Source organism: Burkholderia sp. EMB26 (assembly GCF_024730645.1).
GTDB classification, from domain to species: Bacteria; Pseudomonadota; Gammaproteobacteria; order Burkholderiales; family Burkholderiaceae; genus Burkholderia; species Burkholderia cenocepacia.
The window spans coordinates 474,044-490,375 of record NZ_CP078072.1 but is presented as its reverse complement, the minus strand read 5'-3'; the positions used below and the strand labels follow the sequence as shown (position 1 = coordinate 490,375).

Annotated in this window: 13 protein-coding genes; 7 read left to right on the top strand and 6 right to left on the bottom strand. The window is 65.0% G+C overall.

Going from position 1 to position 16,332, the window contains the following annotated elements; genetic code table 11:
• The first annotated feature begins 440 nt into the window (after window positions 1–440).
• Together KU887_RS32475 and KU887_RS32470 are read left to right on the top strand one after the other, a co-directional pair.
• Window positions 441–785: a DUF3088 domain-containing protein gene (locus KU887_RS32475; protein WP_006481897.1), complete on the top strand. Its 345-nt coding sequence runs from the start codon at window positions 441–443 to the stop codon at window positions 783–785.
• Between the two features lie 51 nt (window positions 786–836).
• Complete coding sequence (locus KU887_RS32470) at window positions 837–1,826, top strand: ABC transporter substrate-binding protein (RefSeq protein WP_077057005.1); 990 nt, start codon at window positions 837–839, stop codon at window positions 1,824–1,826.
• 71 nt (window positions 1,827–1,897) lie between these two features.
• Here KU887_RS32470 and KU887_RS32465 read toward each other — a convergent pair whose 3' ends face one another.
• A complete protein-coding gene (locus tag KU887_RS32465) occupies window positions 1,898–2,218 on the bottom strand; it encodes a hypothetical protein (RefSeq protein WP_062911637.1) in 321 nt (106 codons plus the stop codon).
• A 425-nt stretch (window positions 2,219–2,643) separates the two neighbouring features.
• Between KU887_RS32465 and KU887_RS32460 the strand changes: the two genes are divergently transcribed.
• Entirely contained in the window at window positions 2,644–3,912 is a 1,269-nt protein-coding gene (locus KU887_RS32460; protein WP_227746398.1) for a hypothetical protein, read from the top strand.
• A 55-nt stretch (window positions 3,913–3,967) separates the two neighbouring features.
• Here KU887_RS32460 and KU887_RS32455 read toward each other — a convergent pair whose 3' ends face one another.
• The gene (locus KU887_RS32455) at window positions 3,968–4,738 is read right to left on the bottom strand and encodes a hypothetical protein (protein ID WP_230391129.1); all 771 of its coding nucleotides are present in this window, start codon (window positions 4,736–4,738) and stop codon (window positions 3,968–3,970) included.
• Window positions 4,739–5,245: 507 nt separating this feature from the next.
• Window positions 5,246–6,943, bottom strand: coding sequence for a M4 family metallopeptidase (locus KU887_RS32450; protein ID WP_006498196.1), 1,698 nt, complete (start codon window positions 6,941–6,943; stop codon window positions 5,246–5,248).
• 1,164 nt (window positions 6,944–8,107) lie between these two features.
• Between KU887_RS32450 and KU887_RS32445 the strand changes: the two genes are divergently transcribed.
• Entirely contained in the window at window positions 8,108–8,422 is a 315-nt protein-coding gene (locus KU887_RS32445; RefSeq protein WP_069352310.1) for a helicase, read from the top strand.
• A gap of 180 nt (window positions 8,423–8,602) precedes the next feature.
• On the opposite strand, the gene KU887_RS32440 is transcribed toward KU887_RS32445, so the two are convergent.
• The 3 genes from KU887_RS32440 to KU887_RS32430 all read right to left on the bottom strand — a co-directional run bounded on the left by KU887_RS32440 (window position 8,603) and on the right by KU887_RS32430 (window position 13,130).
• Window positions 8,603–9,616, bottom strand: coding sequence for a porin family protein (locus tag KU887_RS32440; RefSeq protein ID WP_258258463.1), 1,014 nt, complete (start codon window positions 9,614–9,616; stop codon window positions 8,603–8,605).
• 106 nt (window positions 9,617–9,722) lie between these two features.
• The gene (locus KU887_RS32435) at window positions 9,723–10,958 is read right to left on the bottom strand and encodes a S53 family peptidase (RefSeq protein WP_258258828.1); all 1,236 of its coding nucleotides are present in this window, start codon (window positions 10,956–10,958) and stop codon (window positions 9,723–9,725) included.
• A 33-nt stretch (window positions 10,959–10,991) separates the two neighbouring features.
• Window positions 10,992–13,130 carry a polysaccharide deacetylase family protein gene (locus KU887_RS32430; RefSeq protein WP_124633146.1) on the bottom strand — a complete coding sequence of 713 codons (2,139 nt, stop codon included), beginning with the start codon at window positions 13,128–13,130 and terminating at the stop codon, window positions 10,992–10,994.
• A gap of 559 nt (window positions 13,131–13,689) precedes the next feature.
• Between KU887_RS32430 and KU887_RS32425 the strand changes: the two genes are divergently transcribed.
• The 3 genes from KU887_RS32425 to dctA all read left to right on the top strand — a co-directional run bounded on the left by KU887_RS32425 (window position 13,690) and on the right by dctA (window position 16,323).
• Complete coding sequence (locus KU887_RS32425; RefSeq protein WP_006481878.1) at window positions 13,690–13,881, top strand: hypothetical protein; 192 nt, start codon at window positions 13,690–13,692, stop codon at window positions 13,879–13,881.
• Between the two features lie 155 nt (window positions 13,882–14,036).
• Entirely contained in the window at window positions 14,037–14,960 is a 924-nt protein-coding gene (locus KU887_RS32420; RefSeq protein WP_006481880.1) for a LysR family transcriptional regulator, read from the top strand.
• Window positions 14,961–14,994: 34 nt separating this feature from the next.
• On the top strand, window positions 14,995–16,323 hold the full coding sequence (gene dctA / locus KU887_RS32415) for a C4-dicarboxylate transporter DctA (protein ID WP_258258827.1): 1,329 nt from the start codon (window positions 14,995–14,997) through the stop codon (window positions 16,321–16,323).
• Window positions 16,324–16,332 lie beyond the last annotated feature (9 nt).

Below are 16,332 nucleotides of genomic sequence, written 5' to 3'. Positions count from 1 at the left end.
ACGGGCGCGTCGATGAACGGCCGATCCGTGGTTTGTAATTCGCTGTGCGGCCGATTTGTAATGTGCGTTGCCGCCGGCCCGGCAGGTGCGCCGCGATCGCGTCCGGCGCGCCTGCTGCGGCGAACGCATCGCGCGGACTGCGAACGTCGCGCGCTGGAAATGCCTGCGCGCGGTCATATCGATCGATGAAATGGTTCGATGTGCGGAATGCCCGTCGTTCGCATGACGATGCGTTTACGCAACGTCCGGCTAGGCGACGACCGGCCGATGCGCTATCCGCGTTTGCATATCGATTCCGCAAAACGTTGGTAGGGCCGTGCGAGGTGCGACGGTAGAGTCTGGCATCCGGCCGGTGGCCGGCATGACGCGGGAACAGCAGCGCGTACAGGCGTACGAATGCTTCCCGATCGGGACGATCGACGAAAAAGGAGCCGTTTGACATGAGTCGCGATGTGCTGTTTCTGCTGGAACCGGGCTTTGCCGATCCGAAGCATCCGGGCCAGCGCTTCGTGTGTCCGCATGGATTGCCGATCGAGGGGCTGCTGGCGAGCGCGCCCGATCTTGCCGCGCGTCTCGACGTGAAGCGCGTTGGTTTCGAGCGGCCGCGGCCCGCGGTGATCGACGCACTCGACGACGCACACCAGGGCCTGCCGGTGCTCGTGCTGGGCCGCGACCGGCCCGCGCCGGACGACGCGCAGACGCTCGGCGACGTGCGCTTCGTCACCGACGCACGCCGCATCCTCGAACTGCTGGCCGAGCGCCACGGGTTTCCGGCGCTGCATTGACGCAGCGGTTCCACTTCCGATCCCATTCCATCCGATCGACAGGAGCATCCGATGTCGTCAATGTCGGCGGCACGTCGCCGTCTGCTGCTTGCCGGCGCCGCGGTCGTGGCGCACCCATTGGCCGCGTTCGCCGCGCCGGCCGCCGACGCCGATCTGGCCGGCGCGACGTTGCGCGTCGCAACCTACAAGGGCGGCTGGCGCGCGCTGCTGCAGGCGGCCGGGCTCGCCGATACGCCGTACCGGATCGACTGGCGCGAACTGAACAACGGCGTGCTGCATATCGAGGCGCTCAACGCCGATGCGCTCGATATCGGTTCGGGTAGCGAAATTCCGGCCGTGTTCGCCGCACGCCAGAAAGCCAATGTGAAATTCATCTCGCGTGTGCGTGAAGACCTGAACAACCAGGTCACGCTCGCGCGCAAGGACACGCCGATCCGCGGTATCGCCGACCTGAAGGGCAAGCGCGTCGGCTACGTGCGCGCGACGACGTCGCACTATTTCCTGTATCGACAGCTGGCGGAAGCCGGCCTGACCTTCGACGACATCCAGCCGATCAACCTGTCGCCGACCGACGGGTTGTCCGCGTACGACCGCGGCGATATCGACGCGTGGGCGATCTACGGCTACAACGGCCAGCTCGCGCGCAATCGCTACGACGCCCGTGTGCTGAAGACGGGGAAGGGGTATCTGTCGGGCAATTTCCCGGTGTACGCGAATCCGCGCACACTCGACGATGTGCGTCGCCGCGCGGCGACGGGCGATCTGCTGCTGCGGTTTCGACGTGCGTATGCGTGGGCGAACGGGCATTTCCGCGACTATGCGCTCGCGCAGAATCGCGAGACCCGCGTGCCGGTTGCCGATCTCGTCACGATGTTCGACCAGCGCAGCGAGGACTACGCATTGCTGCCGGTGACGCCCGACGTGGTCGCGCAGCACCAGCAGGTCGCGGACGTGTTTGCCCGCATCGGCGTGCTGGACGGGCCGGCCCATGTCGCGCCGTTGTGGGACACGTCGTTCAATTCGGTGGTTGCGGCGGGGTGATGCGATGAAGCGGAAGGCGCGGGCGGGTCAGCGGTGATGCAAATTTCGTCGGACGATCAGGCTCGACCGGATCAGGAGAACGTCGTCGCGACCATGATGCCGAATACCACGCCGAGCGCGATCCCGCAGAGCCGGCCGTAGATCGATGCGCGAACGTTGTCGTCGAGTTCGAAAGGCGAGCGCTTGTGCTTCCAGACCGTGCTGAATGCGACCGGCCGCGTCAGCAGCGCGAGGCACGCGATCAGCACGGGCGTGGCGATGAGCATCGCGACGCGCGGGCCGTTCCAGTCGACGCCGTGCATCGCCAGCGAAACCAGCGCGGCAAGCGGCACCTCGACGCACAGGCCCAGCAACGAGCCGTTGACGAAGGAATCTCCCGGAGTCTGGAACATGATCGGTCCTGGGGGTGAAATTGGTGCCCGGATGGGGCTCCGGAAAGAAAAATACGCTTGTCATCCACGAGCGATTCAACGGTGTTCGGCGCGATGCTGGTCAAGATGACGGCGGGATGGTAAGGCAAATTACCGGCGCGTGGTCGATCACTCACGCTATTTAACAAACGATCCGAGCCGCGGCACGGACAATCCGTTGTATATCCGGCTCAACCCCGATTGGCCCCCCAGAAACGCGCGGATCTTCATTACAATCGAGCGGCCGTTTCTCGACGGGCGGGCGATCGATCGTGTTGATTTCATTCGTTATCGTATGACGATAACGAATGATCGGCTGACTCCCGGTAATCGGCATTGCGTATCAAAGGCTCCGCAGCCGCACCGTTCCGCATGCGGACTCCCCAGCCGTTACTACACGCATGAACATGTCAAACAACAACGAGACCAACCGCCGTCATCTCGTCGCGTTCGCAATCGACGACAACAGGCAAGCCTGGTACGAGATGGTGATTCCGTTCATCGTATCGCTGCGCGCGACGGACTACCGCGGGCGTATTGGCGTCATCGGTTATGGCTTGTCCGCTGACAAGCAGCAGCGGTTGCGCGACAACGGTATCGAGGTCTATGCCGGGGCGGGCGTCGGCGACCTTGCGTGGGATCGCTACATCTCGGCGGCCGCCGTCTTCGACGCCGATCCGGAATTGCAGACGCTTGCGCTCTACGATGCGGATATCTGGTTTCCAGGGCCGCGGTTCGATATTTTCGACGTCGTGCCGGACGACGATCTGCTCCACGTCGCACCCGACGCTCATTTCTGTGCGTTCGTGATGGCCCCGCTCATCGGCGAGCGACGCGACGCGCTGGTTCGTCAATGCGTCCAGGACGTGCTCGATCGGGTGGGGCATCCGTTGCAGGCGGGGCTCGTCGTCGGCACGCGTGCGCCGTGGATGCGGTTTGCGCAGTACGTGCGCGAACAGGCCGGAAGAATCGGCCAGGACTTCGCCGCGATCCACGGGCTCGACACGACGTTCCTGCATCTATGGGGCGGCTTGGGACAGGTGCGACTCGTCGGCTGCGAGCAGAATTTCGTGACGAAATGGGGACTTCACGAGCGGCACGATTTCAGCGCCGTGCAAATCGTGCTCGAGCATCAGGGCAAGCCGATCCGCGGCCTGCACATGACGGGCGACGTGCGCTTCCTGAATCACTGGCGCTATTTGTCTCGCGATGCCGAACGGGCGATCGCGCTCGGACAGGCGTTCGCGCTGCCGCCCGAACCGGGCATGCGGGAACAGCCGGCCGATCTCGACGCGCATCAACTCGAATGCCTTGCCGCCAGCGGCTTGTCACTCGTCGCCGCGCACGAGGACGTGCTGCCGAACGTTCCGCGGCTCGTCGCCGGCACATCGTTCCGGCATCCGCAGGGGAGTGCGTTCAATGCATGGGCGTCGCACAAGGTCGAGTTCGCGGTGACGCGCGAGCGGATGGTGCTCGACATCGGGTTGTCTCACCTGAGCGGCCAGCCGTCGGCGCCCCGCGCGCGAGTGGAGCGCAACGGTGAAAGCGTGTCGCTGCAGGCGCCGCACAAACTCAGCGTCGCGACGCAACCGGGCGACCGTATCGCGCTGAGCGCACTGACGCTGCCCGGGCAGGCGTGTCATACCGCATGGGATATCGTCGTGCGGCAGGTGTGACGCCGCGGTCGGTCGGCGTGTGCGTGGCTGTTCGATACGCGCCGGTTCCCGTTCGTCAGACTGTGAAGATCCGCCGCTGGTAGTCGAGGATCAGGCGATCGATGTCCTGATCGGCGCGTCGCGGGTGGGTTTTCGGCTCGAGCCAGAGCCATCGCATCATCCGGTAGCGCGCCTCGACGCACATCAGCCATGCGTCCCAGTCCGACCAGTGTCGCAGCAACGGGATGTTGCGAATGTCGCGCAGCCCGTCGCGGATCTCGTACACGTTGAAGTACTTGCCCGCGCGCTGACTCAATTCGTCGAATGCGCGCGCGGCTTGTTCCGGGTCGGAAAGCAGAAAATCGTGGATTTCGATGATTACGTGGCTGCCGGAAAGCTGCTCCAGCAGCGCATCGTCGAACAGGTCGAACTCCGCACCCTCGATATCGCACAGGATGACCCGTTTGGCCGGCTCCCCGCCGTGCTCCGACAGAATCGCGGGCAAGTCGCGATCGGCCTTGCCATAGACCGCGACGCGGTCCGCCAGCCCCATCTCCGCGGCGCGGTGCTGGATCGCGTGGCGGCGCTGCTCGTCCATCTCGAAACACAGGCTGCGGGCAAAGACGTTGTTCCTGACCAGGCCGATGCCGAAAATCCCGTCGGCGGCGCCGAGGTCGACCAGCACCTTGTCGGGCGATCCGAGCGCTTCCAGGATCGCGCATACGGCGATCTCGTAGGTGCCGAGCAGATAGCCGCCGACCGCAACTTCCGCCCAATGACTGAAGCCGATCGGAAACCCGCGCAGGATGCCGTACTGGACGATCGAGCCTGTCTGCTCGCGCAGCAACTGCGACAGATAGTGCAGGCGAAGATTCGCGCCCTGGATCGAACTTTGGCTGAAATACTGCGAGTGGTCCATTTTTGTCGTTCTCTCGGGGTGAGGAAGCGCGTCGGGAAGGGTTGCGATGGCGGGCGGCTTCCGTCGTCGTCCTGCCTGGGACCAGAATATAGCGCGTTGTCGGCTCGCTCAGGAAGCCGGCTACCGGGGCGGCGCCGTCGATACGATGGGACGGGGTTCACCCGGAGCGTCCGGCCGAGCGATTCGCGAATACGCCGGCCACGTTGGGGGCGGCAGGCCAGGCAGCCTATGTAATGCGTATTCGTCGAGCGCCGATTCATTTGTCGGACCGCAAGGACGCACGATCCACCGGCCGCCCCCCTGCATACGCAGGCGGTCGGCCGGCCCCTTCTCGTCATTCACCCCAACGCCGCGTGACCACGACCGAATCGCTTTCCTCCGAAACGAAATCCCGCCACGCGACTGCCGGCGTCCGACGCGTTCATACACGCACGGTCAATTCACCCCGACCGCACTCCACGCGCGGGCGACCGTCGCGCTTTCGGCCGAGTTCGCGCCATACAGGTCGTTCGCGGCCTGGATCGACGCACGCCGCGCGTTCGGGTAGCTCGAGTTGGCGTTCAGGTACACGGTCAGCGTCCGGTACCAGATCTTGCCGGCCTTGTCGCGGCCCAGCCCGCTGAAGGTCGTGTCGCCGTTGCAGACCAGTTGCGTCCTCGACAGGCCGGTGTCGGTCGGCGGCACCGACGGGCCTTCCGACAGCAGGTAGAAGAAGCGGTTGCCGACCCCCGACGTGAAATGCGGATCGTGGCGCGGATTCGACCACGAGAAGCCGCCGGACGGGTAGCAGCTGAACGACCGGCCGTCGAGATCCTGCTTGTACATCTTGCGCAGGCCGCCACTCACCACGCGCGCGCCGATCACGTAGTTGCCGGGATCGTTCGGGTTGTTCGCGTAGAACTTCACGAGCGTGCCGAAAATGTCGGACGTCGATTCGTTCAGGCCGCCTGCATCACCCGAATAGTTCAGGTTGGCGGTGGCCTCGGTCACGCCGTGGCTCATCTCGTGCCCGGCGACGTCGACCGACACCACGGGTTTCGGCAGGCGCGTGCCCGGCTCGCCGTCGCCGTACGCCATCACGCGCGACGACAGCCATGCCGCGTTCGCGCCCGTCGTGCCGCTGCCGGTATTGAACACCACGTGCGCGTAGCTCTTCACACCGCGGCCGTCGTTGAAGATGCCGTTGCGGTTATGCGTGGTCTTGTAGTAGTCCCAAGTCAATGCGAGCCCGTAGTCGATGTCTGCCGCGACGGTCTGCCGGTCGGTGGTCGTGTTGTTGCCCCACACGTTCGTGCTGCTCGTGAAGATCGGCAGGTCGGTCGCTTGCTCGACCTCGTCCGAGCTGAGACCGCGACCATCGTAGACCGAGCCGCCGCCGCGGCTCGGATCGAGCATCCGGTACGCGTTCGTGCCGGTCTGGTCCGTCGTGAGCGTCAGGTTGCCGTAGTACAGCGAGCGGCCGGTGCCGGTCGCGGCGGCGGTCTTGATCAGGTCCTGTGCATCGAGTAGGGTGCCGGTGCGAGCGTCGACGTAGTAGAGCACGGCGTCGCCGTGGGTCTCGGTCGCCTTGCCGTAGACGCGCACCGCATAGGCCAGCGTCGGCGTGACGTCGCGTGCGAACACGACGAGTTCCGCGTCGTCGACGCGGCGCACGTCGGAGTTGAAGCGCGCGGCCGCGATGTGCCTGGCGCGCGTCGCGCCTACGTCGGGTGCGTTGCGGATCACGGCGCGGTTTCCGACCTTGCCGATCGAGCCGGCGAGATTGATCGGCGCGAGCTGGGTCACGCTTGCCTGCTTCAATTGCCCCTTGCTCGAATGGACGACCACGTCGCCGCCGATCACGGGCAGGCCTGCATGGAAGCGGTCGAAGCGCACGTGCTCGGTGCCGTCGGGATCGACGATCACGTCGCGTACCTGGAACTGGTCGCCGTCGGTCGGTGCGCCTGCTTGTGGCCCGGCGAACTTCAACGTGCGTGCCGTGCCGCCGGCAGCCAGACTGAAGGCGGACGGGTTCTGCTGGATCAGTTGCAGTGCCTTGTCGACCGCGGCCGGCTGGTCGCCGGCCTGGGCAAAAGCGCTGAGACTCGCGAGGGTAATCGCGGTGATGGGCAGCAGTCGAGACAGTTTCTTCATGTAATTCCCCAGGTTATGAATGGGTTTGTTCGAGGAATGCATCAAGTGATGACTTTTAAACAAGACGTGTCGCGAACAGCAGAGGGATGCTAGAAGGTGATTTTTATAATTACAAGATATTTTCTGTTGGATTAATTTTTCATGTCGTCGATGTTAATCAAGTCGGGGTTTGGTGAGGGAATTGAAATGATCGTGTCGGGTGTGGCAGCCGCGTCGGGAGCCGCACATCGAGGTGTGGGGGATTGGGCCGTGATGTACGTGCCGCGACGGGGCGGGGCGCAGTGCGGGTCGAGTGGACGGGGAGCGAGTGACGTGTGATCGAGTTGACGGAATGACTGGAATTGGTTTCATTAAATATTGTTTTTTATTATTGTCATTTAATATATGAGGGTGTCGTCAAGTTGCGTGCAGTTTTCCGTCGACTGATCTTGATTGGGGTAAGGTCGCTGAATTGTGACCCCGAACATTTTGATTTAAATCAGTACCGGCCAGCCTCACGGACCCTGCAGTGACTCCAGCAGCCCCGTTCGTTTCTGCCGAAGCAGCAGGTAACGCATGCATGCGGTGAATGCGCGCGCTCCAGCGCCGGGCGGCGAGTGCACTGCTCGACAACGTGTCCCCGACGACTGCGATTTTTCGCAACATACGTGTGCTCCTCGAAATACGGCGTCGGCGCGGCGCGCGTCGGCCTCTCTCAGTTTTGTTTGGATGATTGCCCGGGATTCTATCAAGCCGAGCGGTTCGCGCCCGGTAGCAACGACGTGTAGAGGCGTCCGGCGCGGTCGGCCTCGTCCTTCGCCGCGCTCCACGTTGATCGACGTTTATGGGGGATGTAGGTAGGTGGCCCGATACCGGTCCAGAGAGGGCCAGATCGCCACGAGCGCGGGAGATTCAGCGCGAGCGTGCGCCACTTGGCGAGCACGGCCGTGAACGCGCCTTCGCGCTTGGCTCGGCGGATTTTGTCCGCGACGTTCCAGCCGCGAATGACTAGATTTTACATAATGCTGATTATCGCCAAATTGGGGTCGAAATCGACAACCTCCATCTTCAGTATCACGTCGTGTGCAACGTAATGCTCCCGGCGTGGCGGCGACCAGCCGAGGACGGTTTCCAGCGGATCTGCGCGCAGCGTTAGAATAGCGCCCCTTCTCACAGGAGACGAAAATGTCCTGGTTCGTTTACGAAGTGCCCGAATACCACGAAGACGCTGCGCGCATCGAGCCCTTGAGCGACCTGCGCAGCCGTGTGCTGAAAGTCAACGGCCCGGCCATGGCCGACGAGCTGGAAAGCGTTCGGGAGAACGCCGCGGCGGCAGCGGACACGCCCGAGCGCCCGTTGCGTACGCCGGAAAATCCGCATGTTTTCCCGATTCCTTACGCCGATTCCATGATTCTGGTCGGCTTCATCTTCGATCTGAAGCGCGAATTCCGGCAACTGATCGTGTCGCCCGTGGAAATGCCCTGGCTGAAAGACGCGTAAAAGGCGGCCGGAACGGAAGTTAGCGTTCGAGCGATCGTGATAAGCAGGATGACATAACACTGACGGCAAACGGCGGTTTGAAAAAAGCCCGCCACGCGTGATGGTCGCGACACACCCGCGCCGTCTTTGCGTCGGACGCGCATCGTCGATCGGCCCGAGGAAGTCGCGGACGTCACACCGTCAGAAATTGCGCGCCAGGCCGACCATGAACATGTCCTGGTCCTTGTTGTTACCGGTTGCGACGCGATTGAAGCGCAAGCTCGCCGCCCAATCGTTCGTGACCTGATAGGTCACCAGCGCGCTGAGCAACGCATTGAGCCTCGTTTTGCGCGAGACCTCGTCCCGGTCATGCGACAGATACGGACCGACACCGGCCGAAAGCGTCCATTTGCTCTTGATCGGCGCGACGTACCAGAATTGCGCGGCCACGCCCCTTCGGCCCGCGACGCCATTGTTGCCTTCGTACACGAAGCTCGCCGAATAGGCCCACGCATTGCCGAACGGTCGTTTGACTTCGATCATGTAGCCCTTTTCGATCGGCACTTGGGGGCGGTTCGTCTGCGACGTCCCGGCCCAAACGCTCACCTGCGTCTTGCCGTCCGACAGCGCCGGGCCAGGATCGCCGCCAAAATCCGAGCCGATGCCGAACAGCACCGCGTCGGAATTGAATCCGCTGAACATCTGGACGTGGTTGTACTGCAGCTTGAGGAAGAAGCGATTGGGCACGAGGTAATACCGCACCGCTGCCGACGCACGCACGCCCCAGCGCTTTTCGTTGCGCGCCTGATTGTCGACATGCGTGGTGTCCATGCTGAAATACGGCCCGGCCGACAGTTCGAGCGCCACGCGACTGCCGACCGGCCAACGAAACGAGCCCAGCGCGGCGAAGCCGTCACGGTGGTGATCCAGCGGATGCCCCTCGTTCAGATACGCGAGGTAGACCGACAGGTAGTCGTTCAGGACGTCGCCGAAGCCGACTTCGTAGGCGCGCCAATGCATGTCGCCCCCCTCGGTCGCGCGTCCGTCGCCATACACCGCATAGGCGTTGATCGTTCTTTCCGATGGCTTGAAGTCGATCGGAACGCTCGACGCACTGTCCTCGGCATGTGCGTTGCCCGGGCCAGCAAGCATGGCCAGACCGGCGATCGAACTCGTGAGGATGACGCGCGAATAGATGCGACGGTACGGTCCCATTTGCCCTCCCTCGCCTTGATAACCGCGACTTCCCGGACAAGCTGATGGCGATTATAGGAGGCCGCGAGGGATGGAGCCAGCCCGCGCTCTTCCGCTGCGGTACACGTCACGGCGCGGCGATCAACGCCTGGACCAGATTGGCGGCCATCGGGCGCCCGAGGCCGGTTACGTAGTCGTATCCGGTTGTCGCAGTGCAAAGCGCGCCGCATGCGCCGTTCGAACCGCTGACGATGTCGCGGAAGTTCGCCGCGTAGGCGCTGGCGGCGAGCCCGTACAGCACGGTCTGGAGCGCGCTCACCGCGTTCAGCGTCGTCTTGCCGTGCGCGATGCGCAAGCTGTTCGCGATCGCGATCAACGCGGACCATTGCGGTGCGCCCGCGCTCGTGCCGCCGACCACGAACCACCCGCCCTGCCCCGCATAGCCGTACGAATCGTAGACCGCGAAGCCGGATGCCGGATCGGCGTCATAGGCGACGTCGGGCAGCCCGCGCAAGCCGAGGCTATCCGACGGAATCCGGAAGTTCGACTGATACGTCGGCTCCGTCTCGACGGCGCTCTGTCCGCCGCCACTGCCGGCCCATGCCGTTTCGCCGGCATAGGCGCCGCTCGCATCGATCGCGATCGACGTGCCGCCGACGCTCAGCACGTACGGCGACGCGGCCGGGTAGTCGATCCCGTTGCCGCCGTCGCCGGACGCTGCGACGAACGACACGCCGTTCGCGCTGGCGAACTGCCCGTCGAATTGCGTTTCGGCCAGGAACTCCCCGCTCCCCCAACTGATCGACACGACCTTCGCACCGACCCCGCCCGGGGCCGGACTCGTCGCGAGCGCGATCGCGCTCATCAGGTCATCGAGCGAGCTCGATGCGGCTTCGACCAGCACGATCCGCGCATTCGGTGCGATCGCGTGCGCCCACTGCACGTCGAGCGAACTCTCGAGCGCCCACAGTGCGTCGGGCGGCGGCGGACGCTTGTCGGCGGTCGCGTACACCTTCGTGAAGCAGCGCGGCGACGCGCACGGCGGCAGGCCGAACGTGCGGCTGAACGTTCGCAGATCCGCCTCGACGTTCGGGTTGTCGTACGCATCGACGATCGCGACGACCTGATCGTCGCCACCGTAGCCGCGCGCCGGCAATTGATCGAACCCGTAGAAACGGCGGATCTGCTGCGGTGACAGGCCGGCCGGATTCCGTTTCGCGGCGCCGTGCAGATGGAGCGGCGGCCGTGCAAACCCGCGCGGCGCGCGCGGTGAGGACTGGGCGAACGACACGCCGCACAAGAGCGCGACGCTCGCCGAAACGACCAGCATCCGCAGCGCACGCGCAAACGAAGCTCGCTTCATGATGTTCCCCGTTGGTCAAGGCGCCGGCGCGCGTCAATGCGCCTTCGCGCTCGTGAACGACAGCGACTTGCCCGTGCCCGCGATGACCAGCCAGTTGACCGGATCGGTGCTCACGATCGTTGCGCTTCCGCTTTTCACGCTCGGCATCTGGTACGTGCTCTTCGGGAGCAGCCAGGTCATGTCCTGCAGGCTGCTCGGGTGCGTCGCGCTGAACGTCCAGCCGGTGCCGGTGTCGGTCGCCGTCCAGTTCACGAGCAGACGGCGCCGGTCGAACTGCGTGAGCTGATCCATCGTGAACCACTTGAACTGGCCGGTCTTCGCGAGCGACGCGGCACGGCTCAGGATTGTCGTGACGACGTTCGGATACCACGACGCGCCGAGTGGATGCATGTAGATCAGCCGGCTCGTGTGGTTCGCGACGACGAAATCCATCAGCGACAGATACCAGTTCTGCACGTCCGCGGTCGGTACCGCGAACTCCTGGAACTCCTCGAACGTCGCGTACTTGCCGAACGGCATCACCGGAAACGCCCAGATGCCGGGATTCAGCAGCGAACCGTTGCGATACGCACGCGTTTGCGCATTGCCGGTATGGCCGGTGAAGTAGTAGCCGGAGTAACCGTTCGATTCGAGCCAGTTCACCGCCCACGTCGGCGTATTGCCTTCCGGCGCCGCCCATTCGATGTCCGGCTTGCCCGTCACCGACTGCACCGCATTGCGGTTCAGCACCAGGTACTGCGTGAACGTGCTCGCGTTGGTTTCGCTGGCGTTCGCCCCCCAGTAGTCGTGCGCCCAGCCGCCGTGGCTGCCGACGTTGTGGCCGCGCTTGAGCAGGAACGCGACCAGTTGCTTCGCCTGCGTGTTGTTCGTCAGGTTGATGCCGAGACCATCGCCGATCGTCACGTCGTCAGGGCCGGCCGTCATCACGATCGAATACGGGCCGTTGTTCCAGATACCGTAATTCTTCAGATACTGCGCCGGCTGGATCTGGTCCTCCGCGCAGAAGTGCCAGTTCAGGACCATCCCGGCCTGGGCACGCGGCTGCAGCGACAGGCGCGGCATCGACAGGACGTTCGTCGTGAAGTAACGCAGGAAGCCGTGGATCGGCATGCTGTCGGTTTGTCCGTCGAGATACGCGAGCGGCAGGTTGACGAACATCACGCCGCCGTTTCCATACGCCTGATAGCCGGCGACGAGCCCGAAATTCGGCGACGTCAGCAGCGTCGTGCCGGTATACGTGCCTTGCGTGACGTAGCTCGGATAGGTGAGGAAACCGTAGACGTAGCCGGAGATTCCTTCGAGCACGTCGGTCGTCGCGGCAGGCGACGTGCTCGCGAACGACGTCGCGCCACTCATCGACATCGATGTCGATGCCGACGACGGCCTCGTCGAGCTCGGCCAGTACGATCCGGAGCCGACCCTTGCGCCGGTCGACACGCGCCCGAGATTCAGCGGCACGCCGGTCATGCGTCCGTTCACCGTCTTGTACGTGAAGTACGCCTGATGGTTGTAACCGGCAAGCCCGCCGGGGTTCGACGTGCTCGGCTGCAGGTAGAGCGGCGGATTCGTCGTCGAGCCGGTCGACGTACTCGACAGGGTGGTGGCCGACGCGGTCGCGGCCGCCGTCGTGCCCGGCCATGTCATCGACTTTCCGGGCGGAATCTGCAGCGCGCGCAACGTGCTGCCCATCCCGGTCACGCTGCCGAGGCCGATCATGTTCCCGCCGAGCGTATCGTAGAGCACGTAGTTGACGCCGGCCATCGAGCTGAAGCGCGATTGCCCGGCCGGATAGAAGCCTGCCGCGTTCAGTACGCCGAAATCATAGACGAGCATCACGCGCCCGCCGTTCAACGCGTAGGTCTGGATGGCGCTCACGAGCGTATCGTCGGCGACCGTATGCACCTGGTCGGGCAGGATGAGGCCCTGGTACTGCTGCAGCGACGTGCCGCCCTGCTTGAATTGCGTGTCGCTGATCAGCGCGATCTGCAGCCCCTCTTCCGCCGCCGAATCGAGCCACGCGGACACCCGCGGGTCCGGCAGCGTGAAGTTGTCCGGCAGCAGCAACAGCAACTGGTTCGACAGTGCGCTCGCCCGCCCGGGTGCCAGCGTCATCAGGCAAACGGAGAAGACGATCAGCACGGCTCGTAGGGTCCGGATTGACTTGGCCAACATTTTTATCTCCCCGTAGAAGGTGGGACGACCGCCGATGCTCGACGCGTCACGGCCCGAGCGTCCCGCTCATCGTCAGCGGGCGGTCTGCGTCGGTCGGGTGGCGCCGTCGACTGGCGGCGAAGCGCGAACGTGCCGTGTTGTCGGACACCCCGCGACGCATGCGCGTCGAATGGTCGGACGATCACGGGTGCTCGGCGGCTATCGTTCCCACTACGACCGGTGAAGCGAACAACGTGCCAGTCTCGCAACCGCGCCGTCGGGCCGGCCATGGGCGAGGTCGAGCATCCGGGACGCGAAAATCGAGCGCAAAACGTTGCAGCGTCGATACGGCGCCTGTCGCGCGTAATGGAGCGAAGCCGGCGGCCGCGGGCGAGATGGACGATGTGACGCTATTTGGCGCTGTGTCGGCCGGGGCTCGCGCTCGCTGCCGGCCGCGTCGGGCATCGGCAAGCGCGCCGGGCATCAACGGAAAATGATTCTGCCGTGCAACACCGGCGTGGCCCGCGCCTTGCTCGCCTGAACGGTGCGCAACATTCCAGGTTGCGATCAGGAGAGCGAGATGACACGTGAACAGCAACAGACAGGCAAGCAAACCGGCGACGCGAAGCCCGCGGAGAAGCCCGACGACGGGCAGCGAACCTTCGAAACCGATATTTCCGAAACCGGCGACGACGGCACCACGGTGCGCCAGGCGGAGGTTCACGAGGACGACCTGTCCGAGACGAAACCTCCGTCCGATCCGGCTCGCTGAGCGTCCGGAAGCGGCGCGGCCAGCGGGATCACCGCCGGCCGCGCGGCACACCGCGCCGCGCCATCGCTGCCGCGCGAACGACGCAATCCGCCGGCTACCGGCGGAATCATGCAAAATGCTCCGCATCTGAAATCCGAGTGGCGGAGCGTGACCCCGTGGGCATCAATTTCGATTTGACGGACTTGCAGGCGTTTCGCGCGGTCGTGGAAACGGGCAGTTTCCGAAAGGCCGCCGATGCGATCAGCCTGTCCCAGCCCGCATTGAGCCGCCGGATCGACAAGCTCGAGGACGCGCTCGGCGTGCGGCTCTTCGAGCGCACCACGCGCCGCGTGACCCTCACCACCGTCGGCCGCGTGTTCGCCCAGAGCGCCGAACAACTGCTCGACGATCTCGACGCCGCGCTGCTCGGCATCCGCGACGTGTCATCGAGCCGCCTCGGCCATGTGACGATCGCCTGCGTGCCGTCGGTCGCCTACTACTTCCTGCCGCCCATCATCGCCCGCTATCATCAGCGTTTTCCGCGCATCCGCGTGAAACTGCTCGACGCCAGCGCGAACGAGGTGCTCGGCGCGGTGATCAGCGGCGAGGCGGATTTCGGCGTGAGCTTCATCGGCAGCCAGGAGGCGGAGATCGAGTTCAAGGTGTTGCTCCAGGAACGGTTCGTCGCCGCCTGCCGCCGCGACCATCCGCTCGCGCGCAAGAAGCGCGTGACCTGGAACGAACTCTACGCGCACGATTACGTATCGGTGGACAAGACGTCCGGTAACCGCCTGCTGCTCGACCAGGCGCTGGCGGCCGTCGCGCCGCGCACGCCGAGCGTCTGCGAAACGCGCCACGTCACGACCCTGCTCGGGCTGATCGAGGCGGGGCTCGGCGTCGCCGCGGTGCCGTCGATGGCGATGCCGGGGCACGACCACCCTGTCATCACGAGCGTGCCGCTCGTCGAACCGGTCGTCAAACGGCGCGTGGGCATCGTCAAGCGGCGCGGGCGCGCGCTGACGCCCGCCGCCGAGGCATTTCACCGGATGGTCGTCGACGCGAAGCGCGGCAGCACCGCCGACAGCGGTACATCGGCATGACGGCGCCGGAACGGACACGAAGGACGACCGCATCGTGAGGCAGGCCCGGCTGCTCAAATCGCTGTACGTGCAGGTCCTGCTCGCGATGATGCTCGGCATGGGCATCGGCCACGTGTGGCCGGCGGCGGGCGCGATGCTCAAGCCGCTCAGCGACGCGTTCGTCGCGCTGGTGAAGATGACCATCGCGCCGATCGTCTTCTGCACGATCGTGTCGGGCATCACGTCGCTGTCGAACGGGCAGGCCATCGGCCGCACGATCGTGCGGGCGCTCGCGCTCTTCTATCTATTGACCGCCGCCGCGCTCGCGCTCGGGCTCGTCACCGCGTACGTGCTGCAACCGGGCGCCGGCATGCACATCGATGTCCATCACCTCGATGCGAGCCTCCTCGCCCCGTATGTGAAGCATGCGGCGCCGCCCGGGCTCGTGGCGTTCGCGCTCGGCGTGATCCCGGACACGATGCTCGGCGCGTTCGCGAACGGCGAAGTGTTGCCGGTGTTGCTGCTGTCGCTGTTGTTCGGCTTCTCGCTGAACGCGCACCCGCGGGCCGGCCGGCCCGTTCTCGCGCTGATCGACGGCTTCGCCGAGGTCGTCTTTCGCGTGCTCGCGATGATCATGCGGCTCGCGCCGCTCGGCGCATTCGGTGCGATGGCCTTCACGGTGGGCCGCTTCGGCATCGGCTCGGTCGGCTCGCTGGCGAAGCTGATGATGGTCTTCTACGTGGCCTGCGTGCTGTTCGTCGCGGGCGTGCTCGCACCGCTCGCGCGACTGCACGGCTTCGCGCTGTGGCGGCTGTTGCGCTACCTGCGCGAAGAGTTGCTCATCGTCCTCGCGACCTCGTCCACGGAGCCGGTCCTGCCGCGCCTGATCGTCAAGCTGGAAGCGCTCGGCTGCGACAAGGGCGTCGTCGGCCTCGTGCTGCCGGCCGGCTATTCGTTCAATCTGGACGGTACCGCGATCTACCTGACGCTCGCGGCGTTGTTCATCGCGCAGGCGTGCGACGTTCCCCTTTCCGCGTCGCAGATCGCGACGATGCTCGCGATCATGCTGCTCACGTCGAAGGGGGCGGCCGGCGTGTCCGGCAGCGGGCTCGTCGCGCTGGTCGCGACGCTCGCCGTGATGCCCGACCTGCCGGTCGCCGGCGTGGCGCTGCTGGTCGGGATCGACCGCTTCATGTCGGAGGCGCGCGCGCTGACCAGCGTGATCAGCAATGCGTGCGCGGTGATTTTCGTGTCGTCGTGGGAAGGGGCGTGCGATCGTGCGCGGCTTGTGCGGACGCTCGCGATGGCCGGGCCGGCCTCGCCGAACGGAGTCGATGAAGACGGTATCGCGGCCCATGCGGGCGGGGACGGGAAAGCACGCTGACCCAAGCCT

Bases quoted from the DNA above. Each gene is read 5' to 3' on its own strand.
- KU887_RS32475 (WP_006481897.1), top strand. From the start codon at position 441: ATGAGTCGCGATGTGCTGTTTCTGCTGGAACCGGGCTTTGCCGATCCG.
- KU887_RS32470 (WP_077057005.1), top strand. From the start codon at position 837: ATGTCGTCAATGTCGGCGGCACGTCGCCGTCTGCTGCTTGCCGGCGCC.
- KU887_RS32465 (WP_062911637.1), bottom strand. From the start codon at position 2,218: ATGTTCCAGACTCCGGGAGATTCCTTCGTCAACGGCTCGTTGCTGGGC.
- KU887_RS32460 (WP_227746398.1), top strand. From the start codon at position 2,644: ATGTCAAACAACAACGAGACCAACCGCCGTCATCTCGTCGCGTTCGCA.
- KU887_RS32450 (WP_006498196.1), bottom strand. From the start codon at position 6,943: ATGAAGAAACTGTCTCGACTGCTGCCCATCACCGCGATTACCCTCGCG.
- KU887_RS32445 (WP_069352310.1), top strand. From the start codon at position 8,108: ATGTCCTGGTTCGTTTACGAAGTGCCCGAATACCACGAAGACGCTGCG.
- KU887_RS32440 (WP_258258463.1), bottom strand. From the start codon at position 9,616: ATGGGACCGTACCGTCGCATCTATTCGCGCGTCATCCTCACGAGTTCG.
- KU887_RS32435 (WP_258258828.1), bottom strand. From the start codon at position 10,958: ATGAAGCGAGCTTCGTTTGCGCGTGCGCTGCGGATGCTGGTCGTTTCG.
- KU887_RS32430 (WP_124633146.1), bottom strand. From the start codon at position 13,130: ATGTTGGCCAAGTCAATCCGGACCCTACGAGCCGTGCTGATCGTCTTC.
- KU887_RS32425 (WP_006481878.1), top strand. From the start codon at position 13,690: ATGACACGTGAACAGCAACAGACAGGCAAGCAAACCGGCGACGCGAAG.